The sequence below is a fragment of the Rhodococcus sp. WS1 genome, assembly GCF_003797745.1.
Lineage (GTDB): Bacteria > Actinomycetota > Actinomycetes > Mycobacteriales > Mycobacteriaceae > Rhodococcus_F > Rhodococcus_F erythropolis.
In genome coordinates this window covers 524,419-537,286 of record NZ_RKLZ01000002.1, presented here as the reverse complement: position 1 = coordinate 537,286, position 12,868 = coordinate 524,419, and the positions used below count along the sequence as shown (strand labels likewise).

Genomic DNA, 12,868 nt, shown 5'->3' with positions numbered 1-12,868 from the left:
ACAAACCTTCATCAATCGTGCATCGGACAGACACAACGCCCAGACAGTATGATTCCGGAGCATCGATAGTGGTGTATGGGTTGCTTAAGTTAAATCAGGGGAGTTTCATGCGTGCGAGGCGTCTCGTTTCGGTGTTGTCGGCACTAGCTGCGGCAGTAGTGGTACCGGTTGTCAGTTCTCCCGTGGCGTCGGCTGATCCCTGCCCCGGTCTGTACGTCGTGGCCATTCCGGGAACCTGGGAGCCTTCGGGTACTTCTCCCGGTGCCGGCATGCTTGCCCCGGTCACCAACGGCCTTCCCGGTTCCGTACGCACCGATTACGTCACGTACTCGGCAACGGCCTTCCCGTGGGAGTCCAACGTCTACGCCAAGTCGAAGCAGCAGGCTGTCGACAACGCCCGCGGCATGATCGCCGCGATGGCCGCCTCGTGCGGTGACACCCGCTTCGCGATCGTCGGATACAGCCAGGGCGCCGACGCGGCAGGCGATCTCGCAGCCGAGATCGGAACCGGCATCGGCGTTGTTCCCCCGGCTCGCGTCGAGGGCGTCGGCCTCCTGTCAGATCCCCGCCGCTCCGAGTCAGACGTCCTGATCGGACCCGCTGTCGGAGGCAACGGAGCCAGCGGCGCTCGCATCGGTGGATTCGGTTGGCTGTCAGGCAAAACGGTGACGCTGTGCGCCGTCGGTGATCTGTACTGCTCGACGCCCAAGGACGATTTCGTGATGCGTCTGGCCGGGTTCATGGCTCAGGTTTCCGACCCCACTCCGGCAAACGCTCTCTCGCTGCGCGACGAGGCCGCCGTGATCGTCAACGATCTGGTCACCGCTGGCGGACTCCCCGCACTGATGGCTCAGCTCGATCCAGGCGCGAACTCGCGGCGCGTCGATCAACTGGTCGCCTTCTACGGCTCGCAGGTTCACACCGACTACACGCGTTACGTCGTTGATGGCGCAGGCAATTCGGCTACATCCTGGCTGCACAACTGGTTGGCAGGAAAAGCCTGATCAGCAGTACGTCTGCTCCGCGGTGTCGACGTAGATCTCGGCGATCCGCTGCGAAGACATCGGCGTGATCTGTGAGTACACCTCGCCGACGGAGTTGAACTCCGCCAGCACCTCGGACCGCGGCATGCCGTCGGCCAGAGCCTTGCAGGTGCCGTCGGCGTAGAGGATCTCTGCGGAATCCATTCCGGCGGGCGGGATCCCGGCCAGACGTAGTGCAGCGATGTACCGCTGTCCCTTCTCGCCTGCGTTCGCAACGATCTCGTCCGGTGACCGGGCGTCGATCGGTGAGTTTGCCGGTGGCGCTACCTGTGGCGCTACCGGAAGCGACACCTGCGGGGGCGTCGATTCGACGACGCTCGGCGCTGCTTCCGCAGGTTCGGCGAGTGGGCTGGTCGGCAATTCGGGGAGCGAACTGGGAGCAGTCGAACTCGACGTTGCCGCCACCGTGGTGCTGGTGGCAGCAGAAGTGGATTCCGCTGCGTTGCTGTCGGATTGGCTGCTGCAGCCGCTGAGGAGTAGGCCCGCTGCCGCGACGCAGAGGACCAGTCTGTTCGTGTTCATCACCCGTGAGTGTTACACACCGTACCGCTTAGTTTGTCCGTTTTAAGGAAACTCCCTTTTGCCCTGTTTTTAAGTCGAAGTCCTGTGATATACATCTGTTCAGTTGTTACTTGTGAGTAGGAGCACACCGCAAGACCTTGTCGGCGGCGGTCGAAACACAAGCAATGACTGCGAGTTTCGTCCCCCATCACATAAACGGCAGGGAGAAATCAGTGCAGAAATCTCACAAGAACGGCAACAGACGTCTCGTCACGCGCGTGGCCGTTATTGCAGGTACCGCAGGTGCAGTGCTGGCTTTTGCAGCGCCGATGGCCTCGGCTCAGGACCCGGTCGACAATTCGGTACCGGGCGCCGCAGTGTGTCCGGCTACTGCCGAATCCTGTGTGTCGGTGGTGGTTCAGAGCGGAACCTTCGACAACAACGGCTTCAACCTCCCGATCGGAAAAGGCGACATGATCATCGCCGCCGAGGCCGGCTCCGGTGAAGGTGAGTCCACCGTTCTTCTCCCGCGCGACGACGGACACAACGGTGTCTACTCCAAGCCGCTGACGGTTCCCGGCGGCGTTCTGGGAATCGATCTTCCGTTCGGCAATCTCTTCGGCCTGGCCGCAGTAACGGCCGAAGTGGAGGCAACGGCTGCGCCGACTCTCAACGGAATCATCACCGACATGGATCTGAGCATCCCGGTGCGGATGAAGATCAACAACGCGTTCCTCGGTGACAACTGCTACCTGGGTTCCGCGGCGGCACCGGTGAATCTCCGTCTCGCGCCTGACCCGTCAGTGGTACCGACCTACACGGTGCTGCCGTCGACTGCGCTGAAGGTGAGCCCGGTCGGGAACGAGGCCACCGGCTTCGCGCTGCCCGCTGCCAGTGGTTGCGGACCGTTCGGAGTGCTGAATCCGATCGTCAACTGGCGAGCAAAGGTACCGGCTACGTCCGGAACCTCGCTCAGCACGATCTCCGACGCCTACCTGTATCCGGGAGGGCTCACCGGTAGCGATCCTCTCGACGATCTCGGTGGCGGAACAGGATCCAGCGGTTCCAGTGGCTCGAGCGGTTCGTCCGGAAGCTCCGGTTCCTGAAAAATCGGAAGCCTAGACGCAGCGGTGGTGACGGAATGTCACCACCGCTGCGGCGTCCGACCTGTAATAACCTGTGCCTCAGGGTGGGCGAAGGCGGCACTCCATCAGGAGGACCTGCGCGGCCACGAAATCACAGGGGAGTCCTCAAACATGTTTCGAGACAGCGTTCTTGCCGGTCCGGTCCTGCGTCGAGGTGTGACGGCGCTGGCAGTTGCAGCCGCGGCCACCATGTTTGTCGGCACCGCAGCAACGGCGGAGCCGGCAGCAGTTGTCGGTGAGGTGTCCGCGGACTCCATCGCGGCAGCCCGTGCGCAGGCCATCGGAACGACGGTCACCGTCGTGGGAACCGCGACTACGCCGTCCGGAGTGTTCGAATCCAGCTTCTACGACAAGGGCTTTGGTCTCCAGAGCGGCAATTCGGGCATTTACATCAGCGATCCGAACAACTCCGGGATTGCTCTCGGCGATCAGGTTCAGGTCACCGGAGTCCTCGCGGATCAGGAAGGCCTGCTCGTCGTCCGCCCGACTGCCATCGAGGTAATCGGCACGACCACTCAGATCAGCCCGGCGCGATTGCCCCTCAATGCAATCGGTGAGGGCAGCGAAGGTCGTCTCGTGACGGTGTCCGGGATCGTGAGCGGACCCGTCGTCGACGATCTGCCGTACGGTCACAAGATCCTGGTGTCCGGCGTCGACGGAAACACCGTCATCTTCGTCAACACCCAGACCGGAATCGACGTCGATGCCGTCGCCGTCGGACGACCGATCACCGTCACCGGTTTCAGTGGCCAATACGCCAGCACCTACGAGGTTCTTCCCCGTTCGGAAGCCGATGTGCAGCAGGGTTTCACGGGCAGCCTGAGCTTCGGCAGCTGACCTAGATCTCGAACCGAGCTCCGACGCGCATCGACCCGGGAGACAACCGGCTGATCGTGCGTCCGAGCTTGGCTTCGACGGTCACGGGCACCACGGCCTTGTTCGTGCGAACTGCTTTCACGATGGCACTGGCCACGCGGTCGGGGGTGAAGTTGCGCTTGCGGTAGAAGTTGTCGACCTTGGTCTGATTCTCGAGTTGTTCCTCGGCGGTGGTCCCGGCGAACTCGGTGGTCTTGAGGATGTTCGTGTGCACGAGGCCGGGGCAGATGGTGCTGACGCCGATGCCGTGTGGAAGCAGCTCTGCCCGTAGGCAATCCGAGAGCATGAATACCGCTGCCTTGCTTGTCGAATACGCGGTGAGGGCCTTCTGGGGTGTGTAGGCGGCAGCCGAGGACAGGTTGACCACGTGTCCGCCGGTTCCCCGGTCGATCATCATCGGGGTGAATGCCCGGCAGCCGTAGACAACTCCCCAGAAGTTGATGTCCATGACGCGCTCGAACTGGCGCTGCTCGGTGTCGGCGAATGTCCCGGAGAACCCGATTCCGGCGTTGTTGACGACGATGTCCGGCACGCCGTGATGCGCCGCGACTGTCTCCGCGAATCGGATCACGGCCTGTTCGTCGGACACGTCGACCTGGTAGGCGTGCGAACCGCCACCGAAAACCGCTTCGGCTCCGCTGGCCTGAGTGGGTGTGTTGATGAGCGCCGCAGTGTCCTGCGCGCTTTCGAGGTTGATGTCGGAGACGACGACGATAGCTCCCTGGGCCGCGAAGGCGAGGGCCGTTTCACGCCCGATGCCGCTGCCTGCACCGGTGACAACTACGAGCGTGCCGGTGAGGTCGCGTAGTCGACGCTGCAACTTCGTGCCGCGTCGCCAGCCGGTGACGTCCTTCAGTAGCCCCATTGGTTGCCCTTTTCGTGTGTACGTTTGCGGCGTGTGTCTCTAGCTGACTTCCCCTCTGCGAAAGGTATCCGATGAGGGAGCTTCGTGTCGTACGAGTCGTTAGAGTGCGCACATCTGCAGGCTGCACTGGCCGCGGCTGCCCACTCCTCGACGGTGCTCCGGCGGTTCACCCGTTGAGGACACTCGAATCGGAATGAATTCCTGACCTTCGCTAACGGCCTGACCTGCAAATGTCGCTCGAAAACTGAACAATCTTCTCGCTACATTCCACTGAGCGGGACCTGCAACTAATCGCTGTGCCTTACGTCACAAACTGTCTCGACAATGCTTCACATCACAGTTTCTGACCTGGAGGTTTTGAATGAGTCGCAGTTCTCGGCGCGGTCACCGCAAGGTTGCCGCCGTCGCGCTGGCTGTCTCCGCCGGCCTGTTCGTCTCGTCGTGCGCTGACAGCGGGAACGGGGGTGGGAGCGGCGACGCACCGGATTCCGGTTCAGGGTTGTCCATCGGCCCGGTCAACGAGCAGTCCGACGAGGGTGACGCGGTCAAGGGTGGCACGCTCACGTTCAGCGGGTATTCCGCTGTCACGAATCTCGACCCCGCGAAGACGCAGATCGCCGGTTCGGTCGCTGGTTCGGAGCTGGGCGCCATCTACGACACCTTGCTGCGCTACGACCCGGCGTCGAAGGAATTTGTTCCGAAACTCGCGGAGTCGATGGAACCGAGTTCCGATTTCAAGACGTGGACTCTCGAACTGCGCGACGGTGTGAAGTTCAGCGACGGGACTCCGGTGGATTCGGCGGCCGTTTCGGCGAGCCTCAATCGCTACGTCACCAACAAGGGGCCGCAGTCGAGCCTGTACGCGTCGAAGGTTGCGTCGGTCGACACCCCGGACGCGTCGACGGTCGTCTTCAATCTTGTCGACCCGTGGACCGGTATCGAGTCACTGCTCTCCACCGGACCCGGCATGATCGTCGCGCCGAGCGCCCAGCAGGGCGATCAGTTCACCCCGATCGGCGCGGGCGCGTTCACCCTCGAGAAGTTCGCTCCCAACGAGGAATTGATCCTCGACGCTCGGGAAGACTACTTCGACGGTGCCCCGAACGTGGACAAGCTGCGGTTGATCAGCATCGTCGGTTCACAGTCCACCACCGAATCCCTCAAGAGCGGCGGCACCGACGTCGCGTACATGCGTTCGCTTCCGAACGTCCTGGATCTGATCGACTCCGGCTACCCAGGCTTCGTCGACATCCCTTCGCTGTCGTACCTCTCGCTCGTCAACACGGCTCCCGGTCGTCCCGGTGCCGACGTGCGGGTGCGTCAGGCATTGGCGCTCGCGACCGATCCCGTCGCTCTCGACAACCGACTCAACGAAGGTAAGGGTCTACCCGGCCAGGTCATCTTCCAGGACACCTCTCGCTGGCACAACGACGTCGCTCCGATCGGCGTAGACACCGCCAAGGCGAAGCAGCTTCTCGACGAGGCCAAGGCCGACGGTTTCGACGGCAAGATCACATACCTGACGCTGCAGGAGAATTCGGCGCAGGCGATGGCTCTGGCGTTGCAGTCGATGGCCAACGCCGTCGGATTCGATTTCCAGATCGAGTACGTCAACTCGGTTGCCGACGTCGTCAAGCGTTTGTACGCCGACCGCGACTTCGACATGGCAACAGGTTCCGCCAACCTCGCGGAAGCCGATCCGTTCGAGCGTCTGTACTCGAACCTCAAGACCGGTGGGCGAAACAACGCCGCGAGTTTCTCCGACCCCGAGATGGATACGCTGCTCGACCAGCTGGGTGTAGCGACGTCGAACGACGCGAAGATCGAGGTGCTCGCCAAGATCCAGGAGCGCGCCAATGAGGTTGTGCCGTGGCAGGTTTACGGCAACACCCCGTGGCTCGGTGTGTGGGGGCAGAACGTCCACGGCATTCAGCAGAGCCTGGACGGAATCATGTTCTTCGACAAGGCCTGGAAGAACTGAAGGCCTCTGAAGAACTGAAGAACTGATCAGACCCGAGAAGCGTCCCCGCGGGGACGCTTCTCGGCATCAGAGAGTGTGGCCGATCAAGAAGTGAGATCGAGGGCGGCGCGAACGATGCTGTCGGAGTCGAGGCCGTGGTACCGGTAGACGTCTTCGAGTGAACCGACCTGACCGAACCGGCTCACTCCGAGCGCAGCCCCCGGAACGTTGTTGATTCCCGTCAGGAACGCGAGGGTGTGCGGGTGCCCGTCGAGAACGGTCACCATCGGCGCGGACCGGCTACTCGGAAAGACCTGATCCAGGATCCACGACGGACCGTCCGCGAGACCGCGCCGAGACTGGAGCGCTTCGAAGAGCAATCCGGGGCTGGTCACGCACACGACGTCGGCGGAAATGCCTTGCTCGCCCAGTCTTTCGGCTGCGACAAGCGTTTCGGTGACGGTGGCACCCATACCGACCAGGGTGATGGCCGGATCAGGGTTGTGCCGCAGCGTGTACGCGCCGGCCACCACCTGACGTCGACGGCGTTCTCGCGCAGCCGGATCGGTCGGCACCGCGGCCAAGGCCTGATCGACCGGACGGGTCGACAGACGCAGATACGACGAGCTGCCGTCTGGTCGGCCGAGGCGTCCAATGCTGTCGAGGAGCGTCCACTCCACGTCGACGGCGAATGCCGGTTCGAAACTGACGCATCCCGGCTGTTCGAGTCCGATGGACGGGGTCTTGATCGACTGGTGCGCACCACCTTCGGCTGCCAAGGTGACGCCCGACGGAGTGCCGACCATGATCGACTGTCCACCGGCGTAGATGCCGTACGACCACGGTTCGAGTGCCCGCTCGATGAAGGGGTCGTACATCACGCCGATGGGGAAGAGCGGCTGGCCCCAGCGGCTCCAGGTTGCACCGAGTTCGCCCATCAGCCCGACCAGGTTGGTCTCGGCGATACCGAGTTCCATGTGCTGACCGGTGGGCTTCTCACGCCAGTGCATGATCGTTTCGGCGTCGTCGGCAAACCAGTTGTGCCGCTCGTTGGGGGACCAGACCCCGACCTTGTTCAGCCACCCTGCCAGGTTGGTGGTGGAACTGACGTCCGGGCTCAGTGTGACAACACGTTTCGCGGCGTCCGGCGCCTCTCGGCTCAGGTCGAGTAGCACCCGACCGAGAGCTGCCTGAGTGGTGGATGTGCCGGAGGGGGTACGGCCGATGTCTTTCGGAACTGCCGGGGGCATCAGATGCTCCACCTTCGGGCGAGCCAGGCGCTCAGCGGTTTCGGCGCAGATGCGGCCAGACGGGCCGTCCGCCTCGAACCGTTCCCAGGGCTTCGACGGATCCATGCCGAGTTCCGCCGCCAGAATCTCGTACTGCTCGGTGGTGAGCAGCGACGAGTGGTTCTGCGGATGGCCCTGCGTCGGCAGGCCCCTGCCCTTGATCGTGTACGCGATGATCACGGTGGGACGGGTGTCGTCGATCTGCGCGTACGCCTCTCGCAGAGCGTCGAGGTCGTGTCCACCGAGATTGCGGATGGCCTCGAGCACCGTGGCGTCGTCGAGGTCGTTGATCAGCAACGTGATCGCGTCGGCGTCCGCCGCGTCGCCAGGCAGCCTCAGACGGACCTCGTCGGCCGTGCATCGCAGCAGACGCTGATACTCCGGATTCGGCATGTCCAGGATTCGTTCGCGCAACGCGGTGCCGCCCGGCCGGGTGAACAGTGATTCCAGGAGCGCGCCGAATTTCACGGTGATGACCTGCCAGCCGGCGCCCGAGAACATGCGCTCCAGGCGGGTTGCCGCGATGTTCGGCACCACCCGGTCGAGTGATTGGCGGTTGAGGTCGACGATCCACACGATCTCACCCAGTTCGGCAACCGAATGATCGAGAACTGCTTCCCACACCGCGCCCTCGTCGAGTTCGGCGTCACCGACAAGGGAGTACTGACGCCCGGTTCCGGCGCCGCCGAGGGAGGCGTCGACGTATCGGCGTGCGATGGCGCCCCAGATGGGAGCCGTCGCACCGATTCCCACAGATCCGGTCGAATAGTCCACCGGATCGGGATCTTTTGATCGACTCGGGTAGCTCTGCAGGCCCCCGAACTCGCGCAGCGTTGTCAGGTACGACTCGTCGAGTTCACCGAGCAGATAGTTGATGCCGTGGAGCACCGGAGCCGCGTGCGGCTTGACGGAAACCCGGTCGCCGGAACGAAGTTGGCCGAACCACAGCGACGTCATGATCGAGACCATCGACGCGCACGAGGCCTGGTGGCCGCCGACCTTGAGCCCACTGGGATTCGGACGGACACGGTTGGCGTGATGGATCATCGCGGTCGACAACCACAGAACGCGCTTCTCGATCTCCGCCAGTGGCTCGGGAGCGTTCTGGTTGATGCTGGGGCTGTTCACGGCCGGTCCTGCCTTCAATAGTTGACATCGATCGCCACACCGCCTGTACCCCAGATCATGGGGCGGACGATGTGGTTGTGATGTTTGGCAGGACTTCCTGAGGCCGAACCGTTCGGCGCGGCAAAGTCCAGCCGCACCTGTCGATCTGTTGTGCAGATTCTGCGTCAAAGTCCATCATCGGCATACAGATTGGGCAATAGCTACCCAGTGGATTGAGCAATGTGCGCAACACCGAGGCCTGTGCGCCGTGCGAGGTGGGCACTATGCGCAGTGCACTGCGAGTCGTGCGCGCTCAATCCATCAGATCGTGGACGTAGCACCAGCGCCAGGATTCGCCGGGCTCGTGCGAGCGCATGACCGGGTGCGCGGTGTCGCGGTAGTGGTTGGTCGCGTGCTGATGGGGGCTGGAATCGCAGCACCCGACGTGGCCGCAGGACAGGCACATGCGCAGGTGAGACCAGTTATCCTCGCCCAACTCGGCGCACTCCTGGCAGACGCCGGGTGTCAGCGCCGCCGGGTCCGTTTCGGGCGCATTGGTTAGTTCCTCGCAACCGGTCGGAGCGGGTGCGGGCTGCTGTGTGCGAGCTGCTGCTCGCTTCAGGATTTTCTTCATCGCCTTCCATACTGCATGCTGCCAGAGTGAACGGCATATTACTGGGGGTTGTAGTAGCGGCGTTGCTGGTGGCGGCGGTCGCGCGAAGGTTCGGATTGTCTTCGCCGCTGATCCTTGTCCTGGTCGGTTTGATCGCCTGCCAGATACCCGGTGTTCCGGAGTTGGAGCTCGATCCGGACCTCGTCCTGTTCGTCGTGTTGCCTCCACTTCTGTACTCGGCGGCGCTGGACAGTTCATACCTGGCACTGCGGTCCAATCTGCGTCCGATCGGATTTCTCGCAGTGGGGCTGCCCCTGGCGACGACGGCAGCGGTGGGCTTTGTTGCCTACCTGATCGTGCCGGAGTTCTCGATTGCGGCCGCACTGGTTCTCGGCGCCATCGTGGCGCCGCCGGACGCGGTGTCCGCGAGCGCAATCGGACGCAAGCTCGGTCTGCCGCGCCGAATCATGACCCTGCTGGGCGGGGAGAGCCTGCTCAACGACGCCACCGCTCTGACGGCCTACAAGGTTGCTCTCGCCGCGGCGGTGGGTACCGGTGCGACACTGATCGGCGGCTTCGAGACCTTCCTCGTCGCAGCGGTCGGTGGAACGGTGATCGGCCTCGCGGTGGGCTTTGTCATCTCGAAGGTTCGCGGCAAACTCCAGGATCCGGTGATGGAGAGTGGAATCGGATTGGTGGTGCCGTTCTTCACCTACCTGGCTGCGGAAGAGGTCCACGCGTCGGGCGTCATCGCGGTCGTCGTAGCCGGATTGTTCCTCGGCCAGCGCTCGACCCGCGCGAGTTATGCGACGCGCTTGCAGGACACGGCAGTGTGGAAGGCCGTCGACCTGATCCTGGAATCGTTCGTCTTCCTGTTGATCGGGCTCCAATTGCCCAGTGTTGTCAACGGATTGCAGGGGTACAGCACCTCGATCGTCGTCTGGGCGTCGATTGCCGTGCTCGTGACCGTCGTGGTGGTGCGGATCGCCTGGGTGTTCCCGTTCACGTACGTACCGCGTTGGCTGTCGCCCCGTATCCGAGCGAGGGAGCCGGAGATTTCGGCGCGGGCAGTGTTCGTCGTGTCGTGGGCAGGTATGCGAGGGGTCGTGTCGCTGGCTGCTGCCTTCGCCATTCCGTTGACGGTCAACAGTGGTGAAGACTTCCCGGGCCGTTCGCTGATCCTGTTCCTGACGTTTGTCGTCGTGGTCGGCACGCTGCTGCTGCACGGCCTGACGTTGCCGTGGGTCATCCGCGTCCTCGGTGTGCAAGGAGACGAGGAGCAGTCCGACGCACGCGCCGAGGCGGCGGCTCAGGACAAGGCTGCGCGCGCCGCTGCAGCGCGTCTGGACGAATTGGTCGGAGCCGACGCCGACGACGTCCCTCAGGTTCGGAATCGTGCCGCAGACATTTTGCGGAGCTGGAACACCCACCGCGCGAACTCGGCGTGGGAGCGACTGGGACGCAGCGACGAGGATCTGGGGGAGAGCCCGTCGAACGCCTTCCGCTCGCTGCGCCTCGAGATGATCGATGCCGAGCGAGGTGTGTTCATCGCCGAGCGCGATGCCGGCCGGATCGACGACGAGGTTCTTCGCAAGGTACTTCGAGAGCTCGATCTCGAGGAAGCCACGCTCGACCGGGACTAGACCGGCTGGTCTGATGTCGGTGAGGGTAATCGCTGGCCAGGGTCGGTTTACCTGGCCGTTGAGGCCTGCAACTTAACCGATTCCACTGAGCGAGACTCGATCCAATTTTCTGTGCCTCCCGTCACAGACTGTTTCGTGTTCAACATCACGTCACGGTCTTACCCCGCCTTGGAGGCATTCGAATGAGTCGTAGTTCCCGCCGCGGAAGTCGCAGATTGGCTGCGGCTGCGCTGGCGATCACCGCAAGTATGTTCCTGGCGTCGTGCGCCGACAACGGCTCGAGCAATGGCGGCGGCGAATCTGCTGATTCCGGTTCCTCGCTGAAGATCGGCATGGTCAACGAGCAGGCCGACCCCGGCACTCCCACCAAGGGCGGCACGCTGACGTTCAGCGGCTACTCGGCGGTCACGACTCTCGATCCCGCGAAGGCTCAGGTTGCCGGCGCCACCGGTGGCAGCGAGCTCAGCGCCATCTACGACGTGCTCATGCGCTACGACCCCATCGGGCAGAAGTTCGAGCCCAAGCTCGCCCAGTCGCTCGAAGCGAGTTCGGACAGCAAGACCTGGACGCTGAAGCTCCGCGACGGTGTGAAATTCAGCGACGGAACAGCTTTCGATTCCAAGGCAGTGGCGGACAGCATCAACCGCTACGTCACCAACAAGGGACCGCAGTCGAGCCTGTGGGCTTCCAAGGTTGCCTCGATCGACACCCCTGACGCGACGACCGTCGTCTTCAACCTCGTTGATCCGTGGACCGGCATCCAGTCGATGCTCGCTACCGGACCCGGCATGATCGTCGCCCCGAGCGCGCAGCAGGGTGACCAGTTCACCCCGATCGGTGCCGGCGCCTTCACCCTCGAGAAGTTCGCTCCCAACGAGGAACTGCTGTTGGCTGCTCGCCCCGACTACTACGACGGCGCGCCGAACATCGACAAGCTCAAGCTGATCAGCATCGTCGGCGCTCAGCCCACCGCTGAAGCCCTCAAGACGGGCGGCATCGACGCCGCGTACATGCGTACGCTCACCCCGATCCTGGATCTGATCGAGTCGGGTTACCCCGGCTTCGTCGACATCCCGTCGCTCGGTTACATCGCGAACGTGAACATGGCCCCGGGTCGCCCGGGCTCGGATGTTCGTGTCCGCCAGGCGATGGCGCTTGCCGTCGATCCGGAGACGCTCAACACCCGCGTCAACAACGGCAAGGGACTGCCCGGCCAGGAGATCTTCCAGGACACCTCGCGCTGGCACAACGACGTCGCACCGATCGGCGTCGATCCCGCCAAGGCGAAGGAACTGCTCGATCAGGCCAAGGCCGACGGCTACGACGGAAAGATCACCTTCCTCTCCATCCAGGAACCGTCCGCCCAGGCAACGGCTCTGGCCATCCAGGCAATGCTCAACGCTGTCGGATTCGACGCTCAGATCGAATACGTCACCGGTGCAGGTGATCTGGTCAAGCGGATGTATGCCGATCACGACTACGACATGAGCACCGCAGCACTGAGCCTCGCCGAGGCCGATCCCTACGAGCGCCTGTACACGGGCATCAAGTCCGGCGGCCGTAACAACGCCACCGGCTACTCCGACGCCGAAATGGACGCTCTCCTGGACAAGTTGGGCGTCGCAACCACCGACGACGACAAGAAGGCAGTCCTGGCACAGATTCAGGAACGCGCCAACGAGACCGTCCCGTGGCAGGTGTGGGGCAACGTCGCCGCACTCGACGTCTGGAACCAGAACGTTCACGGTCTCGAGCAGAGTCTCGACGGAATCGTGCTCTTCGACGGAGCTTGGAAGTCCTAGAGAGCCTGAAGTCCTGGAGAGCTT

General features: G+C 63.2%; 10 protein-coding genes. 6 read left to right on the top strand and 4 right to left on the bottom strand.

Going from position 1 to position 12,868, the window contains the following annotated elements:
• Nucleotides 1-107: 107 nt before the first annotated feature.
• On the top strand, nt 108-1,004 hold the full coding sequence (locus EEB12_RS15015; RefSeq protein ID WP_181447564.1) for a cutinase family protein: 897 nt from the start codon (nt 108-110) through the stop codon (nt 1,002-1,004).
• Here EEB12_RS15015 and EEB12_RS15010 read toward each other — a convergent pair whose 3' ends face one another.
• A complete protein-coding gene (locus tag EEB12_RS15010) occupies nt 1,005-1,565 on the bottom strand; it encodes a DUF732 domain-containing protein (RefSeq protein WP_134998636.1) in 561 nt (186 codons plus the stop codon).
• A gap of 212 nt (nt 1,566-1,777) precedes the next feature.
• Between EEB12_RS15010 and EEB12_RS15005 the strand changes: the two genes are divergently transcribed.
• Complete coding sequence (locus EEB12_RS15005; RefSeq protein WP_141488034.1) at nt 1,778-2,650, top strand: hypothetical protein; 873 nt, start codon at nt 1,778-1,780, stop codon at nt 2,648-2,650.
• A gap of 150 nt (nt 2,651-2,800) precedes the next feature.
• Nucleotides 2,801-3,526, top strand: coding sequence for a hypothetical protein (locus EEB12_RS15000; protein WP_046377663.1), 726 nt, complete (start codon nt 2,801-2,803; stop codon nt 3,524-3,526).
• 1 nt (nt 3,527) lies between these two features.
• On the opposite strand, the gene EEB12_RS14995 is transcribed toward EEB12_RS15000, so the two are convergent.
• Complete coding sequence (locus EEB12_RS14995; protein WP_020968018.1) at nt 3,528-4,430, bottom strand: SDR family NAD(P)-dependent oxidoreductase; 903 nt, start codon at nt 4,428-4,430, stop codon at nt 3,528-3,530.
• Nucleotides 4,431-4,791: 361 nt separating this feature from the next.
• Here EEB12_RS14995 and EEB12_RS14990 point away from each other — a divergent pair, with 361 nt between their 5' ends.
• Nucleotides 4,792-6,411: an ABC transporter substrate-binding protein gene (locus EEB12_RS14990; protein ID WP_092765199.1), complete on the top strand. Its 1,620-nt coding sequence runs from the start codon at nt 4,792-4,794 to the stop codon at nt 6,409-6,411.
• 83 nt (nt 6,412-6,494) lie between these two features.
• On the opposite strand, the gene EEB12_RS14985 is transcribed toward EEB12_RS14990, so the two are convergent.
• Both EEB12_RS14985 and EEB12_RS14980 read right to left on the bottom strand, forming a co-directional pair.
• Complete coding sequence (locus tag EEB12_RS14985) at nt 6,495-8,807, bottom strand: transketolase-like TK C-terminal-containing protein (protein ID WP_141488033.1); 2,313 nt, start codon at nt 8,805-8,807, stop codon at nt 6,495-6,497.
• Nucleotides 8,808-9,099: 292 nt separating this feature from the next.
• Nucleotides 9,100-9,420, bottom strand: a complete 321-nt coding sequence (locus tag EEB12_RS14980; RefSeq protein ID WP_019746256.1) for a UBP-type zinc finger domain-containing protein — start codon at nt 9,418-9,420, stop codon at nt 9,100-9,102.
• 26 nt (nt 9,421-9,446) lie between these two features.
• Between EEB12_RS14980 and EEB12_RS14975 the strand changes: the two genes are divergently transcribed.
• Both EEB12_RS14975 and EEB12_RS14970 read left to right on the top strand, forming a co-directional pair.
• Complete coding sequence (locus EEB12_RS14975; protein ID WP_020905652.1) at nt 9,447-11,042, top strand: Na+/H+ antiporter; 1,596 nt, start codon at nt 9,447-9,449, stop codon at nt 11,040-11,042.
• A 182-nt stretch (nt 11,043-11,224) separates the two neighbouring features.
• Nucleotides 11,225-12,844, top strand: a complete 1,620-nt coding sequence (locus tag EEB12_RS14970; RefSeq protein ID WP_020968021.1) for an ABC transporter substrate-binding protein — start codon at nt 11,225-11,227, stop codon at nt 12,842-12,844.
• Nucleotides 12,845-12,868 lie beyond the last annotated feature (24 nt).